Consider the following 19,554-nt stretch of genomic DNA (forward strand, 5'->3'; position numbering starts at 1 on the left):
CCCGCTGGTGGTGGCGGCCCGGTGGGACGCGGCCGGGCTGCGGGCCCGCGCCGAGGCCGGCGAACTGCCGCCGATGCTGCGCGGACTGGTCCGCACCCCCCGCCGCACCGCCGGAACCGCCAACGGCACCGTCGCGACGGCCGGACCCGGCGCGCTCGCCGGACGCCTGGCCACGTTGCCCCGGCAGGACGCGCACCGCCTCCTCGTCGACACCGTCCGCGCCCAGGTCGCCTCCGTCCTCGCGCACGGCAGCCCCGACAGCGTCGAACTCGACCGCCCCTTCAACCAGCTCGGCTTCGACTCCCTCACCGCCGTCGAACTGCGCAACCGGCTCAACACCGACAGCGGACTGCGCCTGCCGCCCACCCTGGTCTTCGACCACCCCACCGTCAACGCCCTGGCCTCCTACCTGGCCGGAGTCCTCACCCCCGCGCCACCCTCGGCCGAGGACACGCTGCGCGGGGCGCTGGAACAGATCGACGACCTGCTCCTGAACGCCAACGGCGAGGGGGACGCCGTCCGCGCCCGGCTGGTGCCGATCCTGCAGGGCGCCCTCACCAGGCTCGGCGCCGCCCCCGCGGACGGCGGCGGGGTGATGGACAAGATCGACTCAGCCTCCGACGAGGAGATCTTCGCCCTCATCGACAACGAACTGTGACGACGACATGACCGCGACAGGAAAGGCTCCGCCGATGGGGACCGAGGACAAGCTGCGCGCCTACCTCAAGCGTGTGACCGTCGAACTGGCCCAGACCCGCCGCCACCTCGCCGAGGTGGAGGAGCGACGCGACGAGCCCATCGCCGTCATCGGCATGGCCTGCCGCTACCCCGGCGGCGCGGACACCCCCGAGGGCTTCTGGGACCTGCTCAAGGAAGGCCGGAACGCGGTCCGCGAGGTGCCGGCCACCCGGTGGGACATCGACGACTACTACGACCCCGACCCGGGCGTGCCCGGCGGCATCTACACCCGCTACGGCACCTTCCTGGAGGACGTCGCCGGCTGGGACGCCGAGTTCTTCGGCCTCTCCCCCCGCGAGGCCCTGCGCATGGACCCCCAGCAGCGCATGCTCCTGGAACTCGCCTGGGAGGGCCTGGAGAGCGCCGGACTGTCACCGTCGCGCCTCCGCGGCAGCCGCACCGGCGTCATGGTCGGCTACATGGACACCCTGCAGTACGGCAGGCTCCAGATGGAGTGGCAGGGCCGCGACGCCCTGTCCGACCCCTACCTCGGCCAGGGCGCCATCGCCAGCGTCGCCGCCGGGCGCATCGCCTACCAGCTCGACCTGATCGGACCCACCCTCACCGTCGACACCGCCTGCTCCTCCTCGCTCATCGCCGTCCACCTGGCCGCCGAGAGCCTGCGCAGGGGGGAGTGCGACCTCGCGCTGGCGGCCGGGGCGTCCCTGTCGCTGCACCCCACGCTCTACATCCAGGCGTGCGCCGGGCTCATGATGTGCTCCGACGGCCGGTGCAAGACCTTCGACGAGAACGCCGACGGCTACGTCATGGGCGAGGGCGGCGGCCTCGTCGTGCTCGAACCGCTGTCGAAGGCCCTGGCCAACGGCCGCCGCATCCGCGCCGTGCTGCGCGGCTCGGCCGTCAACCAGGACGGCCGCAGCAACGGGCTCACCGCCCCCAGCCGCAAGGCCCAGACCGACGTGATCACCCGCGCGCTCGCCGCCGCCCGCGTCACGCCCGACGAGATCGACTACGTCGAGGCGCACGGCTCCGGCACCCACCTCGGCGACGCCATCGAGCTGTCCGCGCTGCACGACGTCTTCGGCGGACGCCCCGCGGACCGCCCGCTCCGGGTCGGGGCCGTCAAGACCAACATCGGCCACACCCAGGCCGCCGCCGGGGTCGCCGGGTTGATCAAGACGGTGCTCATCCTGGAGAACGAGCTCATCCCGCCCAACCTCAACCTCACCACGCCGGCCGCCGCCATCCCCGGCGACGGCACCGTGCGGCCCGTCACCGATCCGCTGCCCCTGCCCCGCCGCGACACCCCCAGGCTCGCCGGCGTCAGCTCCTTCGGGCTGTCGGGCACCAACGCCCACCTCGTCGTGCAGGCGCCCCCCGCTCAGGAGAGCCCCGCGAGCCCGGCCCGCCCGGCAGGCGGGATCCCGGCGGCGCCGTACGTGCTGCCGCTGTCGGCGGGCGGCGAGGCGGCGCTGCGCGAGCAGGCGGGCCGGCTCGCCGGCTGGCTCCGGGAGCGGCCCGGCGCCGACCTCGCCGACGTCGCCCACACGCTCCGGGCCGGCCGCGCCGAGCTCGACCACCGCCACGCCGTCGTCTGCGCCGACACCGAGGAGGCCGTGCGGCGCCTGAGCTCCGCCGCCGAGGACGGCGCGGACGGCCGGCGCGTCAGGCGCCGCCCCCGCGTCGCGTTCCTGCTGCCCGGCGTCGGCGACCAGTACGCCGGCCTCGGCAGGGAGCTGTACGCCGCCGAACCCGTCTACGCCGAGGCCGTCGACCGGTGCGTCGAGCTCGTCCGGCGGCGCTCCGGCGTGGACCTGCGCCCCCTGTTCTTCCCCGGCGACGGCACCCCCGCCGCCCGGCCCGCCGCCGACCTGGCCGCCCTCCTCGGCCGCGCCCCCGAGGAGTCCCCCGCCGCCCCCGGCACCCACGACCCGCTCGACCAGGCCGCGATCGCCCACCCCTTCCTGTTCACCGTCGAGTACGCCCTCGCCCGCCTCCTCGCCCACTGGGGCGTCACCCCCGACCTGCTCGTCGGCTACAGCCTCGGCGAGTACGTCGCCGCCTGCCTGGCCGGGGTGTTCACCCTGGAGGACGCCCTGCACGTGGTCGTCGAGCGGGCCCACCTGATCAGCGCCGCGCCCGCCGGGCGCATGGTCGCGGTCGCCGCCCCGGAGGGCCGCGTCCGCGCCGTCCTCGCCGGAAGCGGGACCGACGTGGACGTCGCCGCCCGCAACGGGCCCGCGATGACCGTGCTCAGCGGCCTGCCCGCCGAGATCGACGCCGCGACCGCCGCGCTCGCGGCGGACGGCCTGGCCTGCCGCCCCCTGCGCTCCGCCCACGCCTTCCACTCCTCGCTGCTGCAGCCCGCCCGGGAGAAGCTCGCCGCCGTGCTGGAGGGCGTGACCCGGCGGCCCCCGGCCGTCGCCATCGTGTCCAACCTCACCGGCGGGCGCCTCACCGCCGAGCAGGCCACCAGCACCTCCTACTGGGCCGACCAGCTCGTCGGCACCGTCCGCTTCGCCGACGGCGTGCGGCACTGCCTGGAGCAGGAGGTGTCCGCGTTCGTCGAGCTCGGCCCCGGCCAGACGCTCGGCGGGCTGGTCCGCCAGAACCTCACCGGAAACGCCGGAGGCGGCGACGGCGGAGCCGCCGTCCTGGGCACGCTCGCCCCGCACTGGAACGCGACCGGGGACTCCGACGCCCACGGCGACCTCCTCGCCACCTGCGCCACGCTGTGGGAACTCGGCGCCGGCGTCACCTGGGACCTCGCCAGGCCGGGCGGCGGCCGCGTCCTCGACCTGCCCACCTACCCCTTCCAGCGCGTCCGCTTCTGGCCCGAGCCGACCCGGAGCCTGCCGGAGACGCCCCGGGCCGGGACGGCGGAACCCGCCGACCACCTCTTCACCCCCACCTGGCGGCGCGACCCGGCCGCCCGCGCCACCCCGCCCGCCGCCCGCCCGCTGCCCGGCCCGCTCGTCGTCTTCACCGACCCCGGCGGCACCGGTACGGCGCTCGCCGACCTGGCCGCCGCCTCCGGCACCCCCGTCGTCGAGGTCGTGCCCGGCCCCGGGCCGCGCCGCGACGGCCGCCGCGTCACCATCGACCCGGCCGACCCCGGGCAGTACGCCGAGGTGTTCGCCGGGCTCGGTGACGGGCCCGTGCACGTGGCCCACCTGTGGAGCCTGGCCGTCCCCGGCACGACCGAGGCGGGACCGCCCGGCGACGACGACCTGCGCGCCGCCGTCGAGCACGGCTTCGACAGCCTCATGCTCGCCCTCCAGGCGCTGGGGGAGCGGCCCGCCCGGCTGCTCACCGTGACGCGGGGCGCCGCCGACATCCTCGGCGGCGACGCCGTCGCGCCCCACCAGGCCCTGGCCCACGGGCTGGGCCGGGCGGCCCGGCACGAGTACCCCGGCCTGACCTGGTCCGGCGCCGACCTCGACCCGGGCGACCCGGGCGACCCGCTCGACGGCGCCGCCCGGCAGCTCCTCACCGAACTGCTCGTCGAACCCGGCGCGGGCGACACCCCCGAGTCACCCGACCCGCTCACCGGCTGGCGGCGCGGCCGCCGCTGGGTGCGCGGCTGGAGCCCGGTCCCCACCACGGACCCGGACACGGGAACGGAGCACGCCGGGCAGGACCGGCCCGTCTGGCGCCCCGACGGCGCCTACCTCATCACCGGCGGCACCCGCGGCCTCGGCCTGGCCCTGGCCGGGCACCTCGTCCGCTCGGGCGTCCGCCGCCTCGCCCTCCTGGCCCGTACCGCCCCGGCCGAAGGCGACGAGGGGGTCGCGCGGCTGAAGGCCGCGGGCGCCGAGGTGCTGCTGCTGACCGCCGACGCCGGGGAGCCCGCGCAACTGCGCGCCGCCCTCGGGCGGGCACGGGAGCACTTCGGCCGGCTGCACGGCGTGATCCACGCGGCCGGACTGCCCGCCGGCGGGCTGCTGCTGCGCCGCACTCCCGCCGAGACCGCCCGGGTGCTCGCCCCCAAGGTGCACGCCATGGGCCCGCTCGCCGAACTCGTCGGCCCCGCCACCCCCGAGAGCGAGCGGCCCGAACTGCTCGTCCTGTACTCCTCGGCCGTCACCGCGTTCGGCGGCATCGGCGAGGGTGACTACTGCGCCGCCAACACCCTGCTCGACGCCTACGGCCAGGCCCTGGCCGGCACCGCGCCCTCCACCCGGGTCGTCACCGTCGCCTGGGGACCCTGGCGGCACGACGTCTGGCAGTCGGAACGGCTCAGGACCGCCGGCGGCCTCGCCGACAAGGTCGCCGCCTACCGCGACCGCTTCGGCTTCGCCGACGACGCCGGATGCGCCCTGCTGGACCGGATCGTCGCCGGAGGTCACGGCTGCGTCATGGCCGTCAGGCAGCCGCTCCGCGAGGTGCTCGACGCCTGGACGAACATGCTCGACCTGGGCGGCCTCCTGGAGTCGGCCACGGCCGCGCCGCAGGGCGAGCGCTTCCCCAGGCCGCGCCTGCGCACCGACTACGCCGCCCCCAGGACCGAGGCCGAGACCCGGATGGCCGACCTGTGGGGCGCCTACCTCGGCATCGACCGGGTCGGCGTGCACGACCCGTTCTTCGACCTGGGAGGCAACTCCCTGACCGGCATGGCCATGGTGCTCGCCATCGAGAAGGACCTCGGCCGCCCCGTCGCGCCCGCCGTGCTGTTCGAGCACCCCACCGTCGCCGAGTTCGCCGCCGCCCTGGACGGCGACGACGACCCCGGCGCCCAGGAGGCGCTCGCCGGCAGTTCCGCACGGGGGCAACGGCGCCGCCGGGCCCGTTCCAGCAACCGCAAGTGAGACCGGACATGAGGACGGTAGACGTGATGGACGACATCGAGGGCCCGGGCACCGACATAGCGATCGTCGGCATGTCCGGCCGCTTCCCGGGGGCGTCCGGCGTCGCCGAGCTCTGGTCCGCGATCCGCGGCGGAGCCTCCGGGATCACCCGCTTCACCGACGACGAGCTGCGCGCCGCGGGCGTCCCCGACGACCTTCTCGACGACCCCGCGTACGTCAAGGCCGCGCCGGTCATCGACGGCGTCGAGGAGTTCGACGCGGCCTTCTTCGGGTTCGGCCCGAAGGAGGCCCAGATCCTCGACCCGCAGCACCGGCTGTTCCTGGAGCACAGCTGGGCGGCGCTGGAGGACGCCGGCTGCGACCCCAAGCGGTTCGACGGCTCCATCGGCGTGTTCGGCGGCTGCGCCCACAGCTCCTACATGCAGAACAACCTGCTGCCCAGCGGCATCAGCGCGATCATGGGTGACCTCGCCGTCGGCCTGGCCAACGACAAGGACTCCCTCACCACCCGGGTGGCGCACACGATCGGCCTGTCGGGCCCCAGCTACGGCGTGCAGAGCTACTGCTCCACCTCGCTCGTCGCGGTGTGCGCCGGCGCCTCCAGCCTGGCCGGCTACGAGTGCGACCTGGCCCTGGCCGGCGGCGTCGCGGTCAACGTGCCGCAGCGGGTCGGCTACCTGTACCAGCAGGGCGGCATCGCGCCGCCCGACGGACTGTGCCGCGCCTTCGACGCGCGAGGCCTGGGCAGCCCGCTCGGCAGCGGCGTCGGCGTCGTCGCCCTGCGGCGGCTGGAGGACGCCCTCGCCGACGGCGACCAGATCTACGCCGTCATCCGCGGCTGGGCGGTCAACAACGACGGCGGGCGCAAGGTGGGCTTCACCGCGCCCGGCGTACAGGGCCAGGCCGCCGTCATGGCCGAGGCGCTGGCCAGCGCCGACCTCTCACCGGCCGACATCGACTACGTCGAGGCGCACGGCACCGGCACCGCGCTCGGCGACGCCGCCGAGCTGGCCGCGCTCCAGCAGGTCTACGGCGGGCAGTCGCTGCTGATCGGCTCCGTCAAGCCCAACCTCGGCCACCTGGACCGTGCCGCCGGCGTCACCAACCTGATCAAGGCCGCGCTCTCCCTGCGCCACGACGAGATCCCGCCCACCCTCAACCTGTCGGAGCCCAACCCGCAGCTCGACGCCGGCGAGGCCCGCCTCGACGTGGTCACCCGGCTGCGGAGCTGGCCGCGCGAGGCCGGCCGCATCCGCCGGGCCGGGGTGAGCGCGTTCGGCATCGGCGGCACCAACGCCCACGTGGTGCTGGAGGAGGCGCCGCTGGTCCCCAGGACCGAGGAGACACCGCGCCCCGAACCGCTGATCTGGTCGGCGCGCACGGCCGCGGCGGCCGACGAGATGACCGCCCGCCTCGCCGATCACCTCGCCGGCGACGGCGGCGAGCACCGCCTCGCCGACGTGGCCCACACCCTCCAGGCCGGGCGGCAGCGGTTCGGCCACCGCAGGCTGCTGGTCGCCTCCTCCGCCGCCGAGGCCGCCGGAGCACTGGCCTCCGGGAGCGTGCTCGGCCGCGCCGAGAGCCGCGCCGACCGGCCCGTCGCCTTCCTCATCGCGGGCACCGGCGAGCAGTACCCCGGCATGGCCGCCGAGCTGTACGGGAGCGAGCCGGTCTTCCGCGAGGTGCTCGACGACTGCCGCGCCCGGCTGCGCCGCCTCATGGGCGGCACCGACCCGCTCACCGAGATGCTCGCCCCCCGCACGCCCCCGGCCGGCGGTGCCGACGGCACGCTCGGCGCGCTGCTCGGCCGCGCCCCCGAGCCCGCCGCCGCGACCCCGACCGCCCTCCTGCAACCGGCCCTGTTCGCGGTCGAGTACGCGCTCGCCATGCTCGTCCGGTCGTGGGGGATCCAGCCGGCGATGCTGGCCGGGTACAGCCTCGGCGAGTACGTGGCCGCCTGCCTGGCGGGCGTGCTCTCCCTGGAGTCGGCGCTCGCCCTCGTCGCCCACCGCGCCCGCCTCATCGACGAGCTGCCCGCCGGCGCCATGGCCGCGGTGCCGCTGGCCGCCGAGGACGTGCTGGAGCGCATCGCGCGGGCCGGCATCGCCGGCGTCGGCGTCGGCGCGATCAGCGGCCCCGAGCTCACCGTGCTGTCCGGCGAGCCGGAGGGCATCGCCGCCGTCAGGACGCTCCTGGGGGCCGACGCGGTGCCGTGCCGGCCGCTGGCCACCACCCACGCCTTCCACTCCGCCATGATGGAGCCGATCCGCGAGCGGCTCACCTCCTGGATCGCCGCCAACGTGGAACTGCACGCGCCGGGCGTCCCGTACGTGTCCAACGTCACGGGCGAGCAGGCCACCGCCGCGCAGGTCACCGACCCCGCCTACTGGGCCGAGCACATGTGCGCGCCCGTCCGCTTCCACGACGTGCTGGGTACCCTCCTGCGGCAGGAGGGCGAGCCCGCGCTCCTGGAGATCGGCCCCGGCCGGTCGCTGGGCGCGATGGCGCGCGGCCACGCCGACTGCCCGCCGGAGCGCTGGCCGCTCATCGTTCCGCTCCTGCCCGGCGCGAGCGACCCCGTCCCGGCGCAGGCCGTGCTCGCCGAGGCGGCCGGACGGCTCTGGCTGGCGGGCGTCCCGGTCGACTGGGCCGGCTACCGTCAGGACCGTCCCGTCGCCAAGGTCGGCCTCCCGACGTACCCCTTCCAGCGCGAGCGCTTCTGGGTGAACCCTCCCGCGCCCGGCACGACCTCCCTTCCCGGTGGGCCCGCCTCCTCCCCGAACGGGCGGGGGAACGGCACGTCCCCCGGCGGGACGCTCCCGGACGGCGTGTCCCTCGACGGCACGCCCTCCGCCGGCGGGGCGGCCGGCGACGCCTCACGGGCGGCGCACGTGACGCTGATGACCCCCCGCTGGATCCCCGGCACGCTCGGCGGGACCGGCGCGGCGGGGGAGCGGGCCGCGCGCTGCGTCATCCTGCCCGACGCCGCCGGAGCCGGCGAGGCGCTGGCCCGCACGCTGCGCGCCGAGGGCACCGAGGTGGTCGTCGTCACCGCCGGGGACGCCTTCGCCGAGACGCCGGACGGCTTCACCGTCGACCCCGCCTCGCCCGCCGACCACGCCGCCCTGGCGGGCCGGCTCAGCACCCCCGACGGCGTCACCGTGGTCGACCTGCGCCTCCTCGACCGTCCCGGCGACGGCGGCGACGGCGACGGCAGGGACACGCTGCCCGCCGTGGCGCGGCTGCTCGCCGCCTGGGGCGAGGAGGCCGCCGACTCCGTCCGCGTCATCCTCGTCACCCGGGGAGGCCAGGCCGTGACCGGCGACGAGCGCCCCGACCCCGGCCAGGCCGCCGCCGCGACGCTCCCCATGGTCGCCAACCAGGAGTACCTGAACCTCGACTGCGCCACCGTCGACGTGGCGGCCGGCACCGACGCCGCCGACGCCGCCGACGCCGCCGACGTGGCCCGCGCGCTCGCCACGGAGGTACGCCACCCGTCCGGTGACGTCTTCGTCGCCTACCGGAACGGCGCCCGCCTGACCCGCACCTACACCCCCGCCGACACCGGGACCGACACCGGGACCGACACCGGGACCGGGACCGGAGCCACGCCCGAGCCGGGGACCGCGTCCGGGGCCGAGCCCGGCGGGGGGACCGGGGACGGGGCGCCGATCCGGCAGGGCGGGACCTACCTCGTCACCGGCGGACTCGGGGACGTCGGCCTGCTGCTGGCCGCGCACCTGGCCGACGGCGGCGCCGGAAGACTGATCCTGCTGAGCCGGGGCGGCGTGCCCGACTCCGCCGACGGCGAGGCGCACCCGCGCCGCGCGGCCGTGGACGCGCTGCGCGAGCGGGGCGTCGAGGTGAGCACCCCCCGGGTGGACGTCACCGACGTGGCCGCCCTGCGCGCGCTGCTCGCCGGGGAGAGCCGCCTGGACGGCGTCGTGCACGCCGCCGCCGTGACCACCCCCGACACCTTCGGCCCGCTGCGCGACCTCGACGACGACAGCGTCGCCCGGCACTTCGACGCCAAGGTCACCGGCGCCCTGGCGCTGGAGCGGGCCCTGGCCGGGACGGGCCTCGCGCCGGACTTCTGCGTGCTGTTCTCCTCCACCTCCGCGCTGCTCGGCGGCATCACGTTCGGCAGCTACGCCGCCGCCAACGCCGCGCTGACCGCCGTCGCCCACCGCCACCACGGCGGGCCCGTCCGGTGGACGGCCGCGAGCTGGGACACCTGGTCGGTGACGCTGGAGCGCATCGAGGGCGGGCTGGGCGCGGCCATGGCCGCCCACTCCATGTCCGCCGGCGAGGCCCTGGCCGCCTTCGACCGGCTGCGGACCGGAGGCGACCCGCACGTCGTCGTGGCCGCGGGCGGCCTGGACGACCGGCTCCCCACGGCGGTGCCCGCGTCGCCGGGCACGGGATCCGGCCCCGGCGCCGGGGCCGCAGGCGGCGCCGACCGGTTCCCCCGGCCCGAGCTGCCGCAGCCCTACGCGGCGCCGCTCTCGCGGTCCGAGCGCGACCTCGCCGAGCTCTGGTCGGAGGTGCTCGGCGTCGAGCCCGTCGGCACCCGCGACAACTTCTTCGACCTGGGCGGCAACTCCCTGGTGGCGCTGCAGATGCTGGCGCTGGTGAGGAAGCGGCACGGCGTCGCGGTGCCGACCGTGACCCTGTTCGAGGCGCCGACCGTGCAGACGCTGGCGGCCGTCCTCGACGAGCGGCGCGCCGCCACCGCCCCGGACGCCCTTCCGCGGCACGCCCCCGCCCCGCGTCCCGTCCACCGGGCGCCCGTACGCGTCACCGAGCGGGCGGACGACGACCGGCGGATCGCGATCGTCGGCATGGCCGGCCGTTTCCCCGGCGCGCCCGACGTGTCCGCGTTCTGGCGCAACCTCCGCGACGGCGTCGAGTCGATCACCTTCTTCTCCGAGGAGGAGCTGATCGCCGCCGGGGCCGACCCCGAGCAGGTACGCGACCCCGCCTACGTGCCCGCCAGGCCGGTGCTCGACGACGTCGGCGGCTTCGACGCGTCGTTCTTCGGCATGAGCCCGCGCATGGCCGCGATCACCGACCCGCAGCAGCGGGCCTTCCTGGAGGTCTGCTGGGAGGCCCTGGAGCAGGCCGGTTACGCCGCGCCCGGGAACCGGGGCCGGGTCGGCGTGTTCGGCGGCGCCAACATCAGCACCTACCTGCTCAGGATGACCGACCACCTGCTCGGCGGCGGACAGAAGGACTTCAGCGACTTCGAAGTGATCATGGGCAACGACAAGGACGCCCTGCCCACCACCGTCTCCTACCTGCTCGACCTGCACGGGCCCAGCGTCGCGGTGCAGACGTTCTGCTCCACCTCGCTGGTCGCCGCCCACCTGGCGGTGCAGAGCCTGCGCAACGGCGAGTGCGAGCTCGCCCTGGCCGGCGGCGTCTCCATCCGCGTGCCCGACCGGGTGGGACACCTGTACGGGCCGGGCGGGCAGGAGTCGCCCGACGGGCACGTGCGCACCTTCGACGCCCTGGCCAAGGGCAGCATGTTCGGCGACGGCGCCGCCGCCGTCCTGCTCAAGCGGCTGCCCGACGCGGTACGCGACGGCGACCACATCTGGGCGGTGATCCGCGGTTCGGCCATGAACAACGACGGTGCTCTCAAGGTCGGCTACACCGCGCCGAGCGTCGTGGGCCAGTCCCGCGTGATCTCCGACGCGATGGCCGACGCCGGCGTCACCGGCGAGGACATCAGCTACGTCGAGGCGCACGGCACCGCCACCGAGCTGGGCGACCCGATCGAGGTGGCGGCGCTCGCCCGCGCCTTCGGGCCCACCCGCGACAACCGGTACTGCGCGATCGGCTCGGTCAAGACCAACGTCGGCCACCTCGACCGCGCGGCCGGGGCGAGCGGCCTGATCAAGACCGCCTTCTCGCTGCGCGACGGTGTGATCCCGGCCAGCCTGCACTACACCAGCCCCAACCCGGAGATCGACTTCGAGACCGGGCCCTTCTACGTCAACACCGAGCTGTCGCCGTGGCGGACCCGCGACGGCCGGCCGCGCATCGCCGGACTCAACTCGCTCGGCATGGGGGGCACCAACGTGCACATGGTGATCGAGGAGCCGCCCTCCCGCCCCGACGCGCCGCCGTCCGCCCGCCGCTACCAGGTGCTGCCGGTCTCGGCCCGCGCCGCCGCCGCCGCGGACGAGTCCTGCCGCCGCCTCGGCCGCCACCTGGCCGCCGAACCGGGCACGCGGCTCGCGGACGTGGCCTACACCCTGCAGGCCGGGCGGAAGACGTTCGAGCACCGGCGCGCGCTGGTCGCCGCCGACACCGGCACCGCCGCCGCCGCGCTGGAGGGCGGCACGGGCCTGCTCGGCCGGGTGGAGACCGCCCAGGACCGCAAGGTCGCCTTCCTGCTCGCCGGGGTCGGCGAGCAGTACCCCGGGCTCGCCGGTGACCTGCACCGGCACGAGCCCGCCTTCCGCCAGGCCCTCGACGAGTGCCTGCGCCTGCTGAACGAGACCCTGGACGGTCTCGACGGTGACGGGACCGGCGCGGGCGCCGGTGCCGCCGGTGCCGCCGGTGCCCGGGTGGACGTCGCCGACCTGCTGACCGGCGCCCGCGCCGCGGGCCCCGGCCTGGCGGCCCTGCTGGGACGCGACGGCTCCGCGAACGGCTCGAACGGTTCCGTGAACGGCTCCCGCAACGGTTCCGCGAACGGCTCGAACGCTTCAGCGAACGGTACCCGCGACGAGCGGGCCGCGGCGCTGGCGCGGACCGAGATCGCGCAGCCCGCGCTGTTCGCCGTGGAGTACGCGCTGGCGCGCACCCTCATGGCGTGGGGCCTGCAGCCGGAGATCATGCTCGGCTACAGCCTCGGCGAGTACGTCGCGGCCTGCCTGGCGGGCGTGCTCTCCCTCGGGGACGCCGTCGCCCTGGTCGCGTACCGGGCGCGGCTCATCGCCGCCCTGCCCGCCGGGTCCATGCTCGCCGTCTCGATGCCGGCCGCCACGCTGGGCCGCCGGTTCCGGCTGGAGGAGCGCGGGCTCGACGTCGCCGCGGTCAACGGCCCCCAGGTCACCGTCGTCGCCGGCCCCGCCGGGCCCGTCGCCGCCCTGGCGGCCGAGCTGCGCGAGGACGGGATCCCCTGCCGCCCCCTGGAGACCAGCCACGCCTTCCACTCCCGCATGCTGGAGCCCGCCGCCCACGACCTCACCCAGTGGATCAAGGCCAACGTCACGCTCAACCCGCCCGCCGTCCCGTACGTCTCGAACGTGACCGGCGACGTCGCCGACGCCGAGCTGGTGTGCGACCCCGGCTACTGGGCCCGGCACATGTGCGCGACCGTGCGGTTCGCCGACGGCGCCGACCGGCTGCTGGCCGACCCCGGGTCGGCCGTCGTGGAGATCGGGCCCGGCCAGTCGCTCGGCGCGCTGGTGCGCGGCGGCGGCTGCCCGCCGGAGCGGTGGCCGCTGATCACGCACACCATGCCCGCCGCGGGTGACGCCACGCCCGGCGACGAGACGCTGGCCGGCTGCCTGGCACGGCTGTGGCTGGCCGGCGTCACCCTCGACTGGGACGCCTACCACGGCCGCACCGAGGCCCTCGCCGAAGACCCCGCCGAAGACGCCGCCGAAGACGCCGCCGGCGATTCCGCCGAAGGTCCCGCCGGAGGTCCCGTCGCCGGGCGGCCCGGACGCGTCCCGCTGCCCACCTACCCCTTCCAGCGGCAGCGCCACTGGATCGACCCGCCCGCCCGCCGCGCCACGGTCGCCGCCGAGCCCGAGGACCTGTTCGAGGCCGTCGCGAGCCTGGCCAGGCTGCCCGAGGACGAGTGGCTCTACCTGCCCGTGTGGCGGCAGACCGCGGCCCCCGCGCCCGCCCTCCACGGCCCCGGCTCCTGGCTGGTCCTCACCCGCGACGGCCTCGCCGACGAGGCCGCGCGGCGCCTGACCGTCACCGCCGCCGCCGGTGCCGCCGATGCGACCGTGACCCTGGTGCGGCCGGGCGAGGCCTACGCCGCCACCGCCGACGGGTACACGATCCGGCCCGGCAGCGTCGCCGACGCCTCCGCCCTGCTGCGCGACCTGCGCGCCGCCGGGCGCCCCCTGGAGCGGGTCGTCCACCTGTGGACGCTGGAGCCGGGGCCGCACGACCTCACCGTCGCCCGCGGCCTGCACACGCTCGTCGCGCTCGCCCGCGCCGCCGGCGAGGCGGGCATCGGCGAATGGTCCCTCGACGTGGCCGTCTCCGGCACCCAGCAGGTGCTGGGCGAGGAGGTGACCGACCCCTCGGGCGCCACCCTGACCGGCCCCTGCCTGGTGATCCCGCTGGAGTACCCGGGCGTGACCACCCGCCTGGTCGACCTGCCCGCCGGTCCGGCCGCCGCCGACCTGGACGCGCTGGCCGCCGAGCTGGCCCGCCCGCACGGCGACCGCACCGTGGCGCTGCGCCGGGGCCGACGCTGGCTGCCCGGCCACGACCGGATGCCCGTACCGGCCGTCCCGGAGACGCTGCGCGACGGCGGCGTCTACCTGATCACCGGCGGGCTCGGCGGCATCGCCCTCGGCCTGGCCGGGCAGCTGGCGCGCGAGCGGCGCGCCCGGCTCGTGCTGCTCGCCAGGAACGGCCTGCCGCCCCGCGCCGAATGGCCCGCCGTCCTGGACGGCCGGCAGGCGGTCACCGAGAACACCCGGCGGCGCGTGGCCCAGGTCGCCGCGCTGGTCGAGCTCGGCGCCGAGGTCGAGGTCGTCACCGGCGACGCGGCGCGGGCCGAGGACGTGCGCCGCGCCGTGGAGACGGCCCTGGACCGCTTCGGCGCCCTGCACGGCGTCCTGCACGCCGCCGGCGTGCCCGCCATGGGGCTCATGCAGTTCAAGCGCCCCGAGGAGCTCGACGCGGTGCTCGCCCCCAAGGTCGAGGGCACGCTCGCCGTCGCCGAGGCGCTGCGCATCGGCCGTCCCGACGAGATCGAGCTGGACTTCCTCGTCCTGTTCTCCTCCATCACCTCCGCCACCGGCGGCGGGCCCGGCCAGGTCGACTACTGCGCCGCCAACGCCTACCTGGACGCCTACGCCTGCAAGCTCGCGGCCACCGGCCGCCGGGTGGTCGCCGTCGGCTGGGGCGAGTGGACGTGGAACGCCTGGGAGGCCGGCCTCGAAGGGTACGAGGAGGCGCTGCGCGACTTCTTCCGCGAGAACCGGGCCCGCATCGGCATCGACTTCGCCGACGGCTGGCGCGCCCTGCTGCGCGCCCTGGCCACCGGGGAGCCGCGCGTCGTCGTCTCCACCCAGGACTTCCCCACGCTGGTGGCCGGCAGCGCCCGGTTCACGCTGGAGGCGGTCACCTCGCCGGCGTTGGGCGGGAGCGGCGGCGAGCGGCACCCCCGCCCCGAACTGCTCACCCCCTACCAGGAACCGGCCGGTCCCGCCGAGGAGGCCATCGCCGCGATCTGGCAGGAGTCGCTGCGCCTGGAGCGCGTCGGCGCGTCCGACAACTTCTTCGAGCTGGGCGGCAACTCCCTGCTCGGCGTCTCCATCGTCGCCGCGGTGCGCCGCGCGTTCACGCTGGACGAGCTGCCGCCGCACATCCTCTACGAGTCCCCGACCGTGGCCGCGCTCGCCCGTACCGCCGAGGCCCTCGCCTCCGGTACGGCTCCCGAGGCCGCCGACACCGGGGGCAGCCAGGTCCGCGCCCAACTGCGCAGATCCGGCCTCGAAGCCTCGGCCGCCCGCAGGCGCGGCCGATGACGACCACAACCACCCCTCAAGGAATCCACGATGATCGGAACGGAGCGCACATGAGCGTGATCGGTGTGATCGGCGCCGGTGTGATGGGCGTCGGCGTGGCGCAGAACCTCGCCCAGACGGGCCACGACGTGGTCCTGGTCGACAAGGACGAGCGCGTCCTGCAGGAGGCCCTGAACACGATCGGCCGCAACACCCGGCTGAGCCGCCTCATGGGCGGCCCCGCCCTGGACCCCGGGGAGGTGCTGTCCAGGATCACCACCGCGGTCGGCGTCGCCAACGCCGCCAAGGCCGACCTCGTCATCGAGAACGTGACGGAGAACTGGGACGTCAAGCGGGAGGTGTACGAGACGCTCGACGCCGAGTGCGGTCCCGACACCGTCTTCGTCGTCAACACCTCCGCCATCCCCATCACCAAGGTCGCGGCCGTCACCGGGCGGCCCGACAAGGTGATCGGCGTCCACTTCATGAACCCGGTGCCCGCCAAGCCCGCCGTGGAGCTGATCCCCGGCTTCCACACCTCGCCCGACACCGTCCAGCGCACCCGCGACCTGCTGTCCGCCATGGGCAAGAAGGCCATCGACGTCAAGGACGCGTGCGGGTTCGTCTCCAACCGGGTGCTGATGCTCACCGTCAACGAGGCCGCCTACCTGGTGCACGAGGGCGTGGCCACCGCCGAGTCGGTGGACGAGGTCTTCCGAAGCTGCTTCGGCCACCCGATGGGCCCGCTGGAGACCGCCGACCTCATCGGCGTCGACACCATCCTCTACAGCGTCGAGGTGCTCTACGAGCACTACGCCGACAGCAAGTACCGCCCCTGCCCGCTGCTGAAGCAGATGACCGACGCCGGGCTGCACGGACGCAAGTCCGGCCGCGGCTTCTACACCTACGAGGCGCAGAACTGAACCCCCGGATCCCTCAGCACCCCGGGCACCCCGGGCACCCCGGAACCCACGTAACGCAGAACCGAAGGAGTCACCGCATGTCCACCACCGTCAAGGGCCAGATCCTCGAGTTCATCCGCGGCAGGTACCCGCAGGCGGAGATCGACGAGTCGCAGGACATCTTCGCGCTCGGCTTCGTCAACTCGCTGTTCGCCATGGAGCTGGTGATGTTCGTCGAGAAGACGTTCGAGGTCACCATCCCCAACGAGGAGCTGCGCATCGACAACTTCCGCACCGCCGACTCCATGTCGAAGCTGGTGGCGCGCCTCTCGCCCGACCTGGTCGTCGCGTGACGCTCACCAGCACGGCGCCCGCCACGGCGGCGGGCGCCGTGGCGGGCACCGCGCCCGTGGCCCTCCTGGACGCGGCGCCCGTCGCCCCCGTCGTCGACCGGAGCTCGGCCCGCGCGTTCGTCGACACCCACGTCGTGCCGCACGCGGACGACTACGACAGGAGCGGCCGCGTCCCCGAGGAGCTGCTGCGCCGGGTCGCCGAGGCCGGCCTGTGGGCCCCGTTCCTGCCGCCGGAGTCCGGCGGCGCCGGCATGGACATGGTCACCCTCGGCGAGGTCCACGAGGAGGTGGGCCGGGGCTGCTCGTCGCTGCGCAGCCTGCTCACCGTGCACACCATGCTGTCGTGGACCGTGCAGCGCTGGGGCACCGCCGAGCAGCGCGAGCGGTGGACGCCGGCGCTCGGCCGGGGGGACGCGCTCGGCGCGTTCTGCCTGTCGGAGCCCGGCGCCGGCAGCGACGCCGCCGGCATCGCCACCACCGCCGTCCAGGCGGGCGGCGGCTGGGTGATCAACGGGGTGAAGAAGTGGACGACCGGCGGCCAGCGGGCCGACGTGTTCCTCGTCTTCGCCCGCACCGCCGCCAGCATCGGAGCGTTCCTCGTGCCCAGGGACACCCCCGGGGTGGAGGTACGGCCGATCGACGACATGCTCGGCACCCGCGCCTCCATGCTGGCGGAGATCTCCTTCACCGACGTGGTCCTCGGTCCCGACGCGCTGCTCGGGCCGAGCGGCTTCACCGCCGGCATGGTCCTGACCGGCACCCTCGACCTCGGCCGCTACAGCGTGGCGGCCGGGTCGCTGGGCATCGTCCAGGCGTGCCTGGAGGCCTCCTCCGCCTACGCCGCCAAGCGGGAGGTGGGCGGCAGGCCGCTGGCGGAGCTGCCGCTGATCCAGGCCAAGCTCTCCGACATGGTGACCGACGCGCGGGCGGCCCGGCTGCTGATCGAGCAGGCCGGGCGGCTCAAGGACGCCGGCGAGTCCGCCACGCTCATGGCCACCTGGGTGGCCAAGTACTTCGCCTCCACCGCGGCGGCCCGGCACGCCTCCGAGGCCGTCCAGATCCACGGCGCGAACGGCTGCGCCCCCGGCTCCCCGGTGGCGCGCTTCTACCGCGACGCCAAGGTCATGGAGATCATCGAAGGCAGCAACGAGGTCCAGCGGATCACCATCGCGGGCCAGGCAGAACGGGAGACGACCAGATGACCGTGACCACCGAGCGGGCCGGCGCCCTCCCGGCCAAGCCCGTCCAGGGCCGCATCAAGTGCATCGTGTGGGACCTGGACAACACCGTGTGGGACGGGACGCTGCTGGAGGACGGCGAGGTCACCGTGCGGCCCGTCGTCGTCAAGCTGATCCACGAGCTCGACCGCAAGGGCGTGCTGCACTCCGTCGCCAGCAAGAACGACCGCGACGCGGCCATGGAGAAGCTGCGCGAGTTCGGGCTGGAGGAGATGTTCCTGCACCCGCAGATCAGCTGGAACGCCAAGTCCGACTCGATCAGGAACCTCGCCAAGGCGCTCAACCTCGGCCTGGACGCCTTCGCCTTCGTCGACGACCAGGAGTTCGAGCGGGCCGAGGTGGCCCACCAGGTCCCCGAGGTGACCTGCGTCGACGTCCTGGAGCTGGAGGAGACCCTCGCCCGGCCCGACTTCCACCCCCGGTTCGTCACCGACGAGTCGGCGCAGCGGCGCGCCATGTACCGCGGGCAGCTCGCCAGGGAGGAGCTGGAGCAGGAGTTCGTCGGCACCAACGAGGAGTTCCTGGCCGGCCTCGACATGACGTTCACCATCGCGCCCGCCCGCAGGGAGGACCTGCAGCGGGCCGAGGAGCTCACCGTCCGCACCAACCAGCTCAACTCCACCGGCCGCACGTACTCCTACGACGAGCTCGACGCGCTGCGCGAGTCGCCCGACCACCTTCTCCTCGTCGCCTCCCTCACCGACGTGTTCGGCAGCTACGGCAAGATCGGGCTGGCGCTGGTGGAGAAGGGCGAGGACGCCTGGCGGCTGCGCATGATGCTGATGTCGTGCCGGGTCATGTCGCGCGGCGTGGGGATGGTGCTGCTCAACCACATCATGCGGCTGGCCGGCGAGGCGGGCGCCGTCGTGCGGGCCGACTTCGTGGAGACGGGCCGCAACCGCATGATGCAGATCACCTACGCGTTCGCCGGGTTCAGGGAGGTGAGCAGGGACGGCGCCCACGTGGTGCTGGAGGCCGACCTGGGCGCCGTGCAGCCGCCGCCGGCGTACGTGAAGCTCGAGATCACCGAATGAGGGACCGACCATGACCGTCCATGACCTGACCGACGACGACGTCCTCGTCCGCTGGCTGCCGTTCCGGACGCTGACCGGCGCCGAGCCGGGGGCGCTGCCGCTGTACTGCCTGCCGCACGCCGGTGGCGCCGCGTCGGCGTTCCGCATGTGGCAGCGCAAGCTGCCGGGCGTCGCCGTCCAGCCGGTGCAGCCGCCGGGCAGGGAGGGCCGGCACAGGGAACCGCCCTACCTGCACATGTCCGAGCTGGTCTCGGACCTGGCCGACGTGGTGCTCGTCGACGTGGAGGTGTCCGCGGCCGGCCGCCGCTACGCCCTGTACGGGCACAGCCTGGGCGCCCTGGTGGCGTTCGAGCTGATCCGGGAGATCCGGAGGCGCGGCGGGCCGGAGCCGGTGCACCTGTTCGTCTCCGGCGCCGACGCCCCGCACGTCACCGACGAGCCGGGACCGCCGGTGTCGGGGATGACGCGGGCGGAGGTGGCCGCGCTGCTGCGGCGGCTCGGCGGCACCCCCGAGTGGCTGCTGGCCGACCCGGAGGCGCTGCAGATGATCCTGCCCGCCGTGCAGGCCGACTTCACCGTCAAGGAGACCTACCGCTACCGGCAGGAGGCGCCCCTGGACGTGCCGATCTCCGCGCTCCCGAGCGCCTCGGACCCGCGCGTCGCGCCTGCGAAGGTGGCGCGCTGGCGCGACCAGACCGCGACCGTGTTCGCGCTGCACCCGTTCGACGGCGGCCACTTCGCCGTGTTCGAGCAGGCCGAGCGGACCCACCGGCTGGTCGCCCAGGCGCTCGCGCCGTGGGTGTGAGG

The 19,554-nt window shown here is 75.4% G+C and carries 8 protein-coding genes; all 8 read left to right on the forward strand.

The window, feature by feature from the left end:
* On the forward strand, positions 1 to 658 hold a 658-nt coding region (locus AB0G16_RS08770; protein WP_362800878.1), incomplete at its 5' end, for a phosphopantetheine-binding protein.
* Between the two features lie 7 nt (positions 659 to 665).
* On the forward strand, positions 666 to 5,507 hold the full coding sequence (locus tag AB0G16_RS08775; protein WP_362800881.1) for an SDR family NAD(P)-dependent oxidoreductase: 4,842 nt from the start codon (positions 666 to 668) through the stop codon (positions 5,505 to 5,507).
* An 8-nt stretch (positions 5,508 to 5,515) separates the two neighbouring features.
* Positions 5,516 to 15,241, forward strand: a complete 9,726-nt coding sequence (locus tag AB0G16_RS08780; RefSeq protein ID WP_362800884.1) for an SDR family oxidoreductase — start codon at positions 5,516 to 5,518, stop codon at positions 15,239 to 15,241.
* 50 nt (positions 15,242 to 15,291) lie between these two features.
* Complete coding sequence (locus tag AB0G16_RS08785; RefSeq protein WP_362800887.1) at positions 15,292 to 16,143, forward strand: FAD-dependent oxidoreductase; 852 nt, start codon at positions 15,292 to 15,294, stop codon at positions 16,141 to 16,143.
* A 77-nt stretch (positions 16,144 to 16,220) separates the two neighbouring features.
* Positions 16,221 to 16,475 (forward strand): phosphopantetheine-binding protein, encoded by a 255-nt coding sequence (locus tag AB0G16_RS08790; RefSeq protein ID WP_362800889.1) that lies wholly within the window; start codon positions 16,221 to 16,223, stop codon positions 16,473 to 16,475.
* The gene (locus tag AB0G16_RS08795; protein ID WP_362800891.1) at positions 16,472 to 17,677 is read left to right on the forward strand and encodes an acyl-CoA dehydrogenase family protein; all 1,206 of its coding nucleotides are present in this window, start codon (positions 16,472 to 16,474) and stop codon (positions 17,675 to 17,677) included. The genes AB0G16_RS08790 and AB0G16_RS08795 overlap by 4 nt, the downstream gene beginning before the upstream one ends.
* Positions 17,674 to 18,747 (forward strand): HAD-IIIC family phosphatase, encoded by a 1,074-nt coding sequence (locus AB0G16_RS08800; protein ID WP_362800893.1) that lies wholly within the window; start codon positions 17,674 to 17,676, stop codon positions 18,745 to 18,747. The genes AB0G16_RS08795 and AB0G16_RS08800 overlap by 4 nt, the downstream gene beginning before the upstream one ends.
* A 10-nt stretch (positions 18,748 to 18,757) precedes the next feature.
* Positions 18,758 to 19,552, forward strand: coding sequence for a thioesterase domain-containing protein (locus AB0G16_RS08805; protein WP_362800895.1), 795 nt, complete (start codon positions 18,758 to 18,760; stop codon positions 19,550 to 19,552).
* Positions 19,553 to 19,554: the final 2 nt, after the last annotated feature.

It is taken from the genome of Streptosporangium sp. NPDC023615 (assembly GCF_040640155.1).
GTDB lineage: Bacteria > Actinomycetota > Actinomycetes > Streptosporangiales > Streptosporangiaceae > Streptosporangium.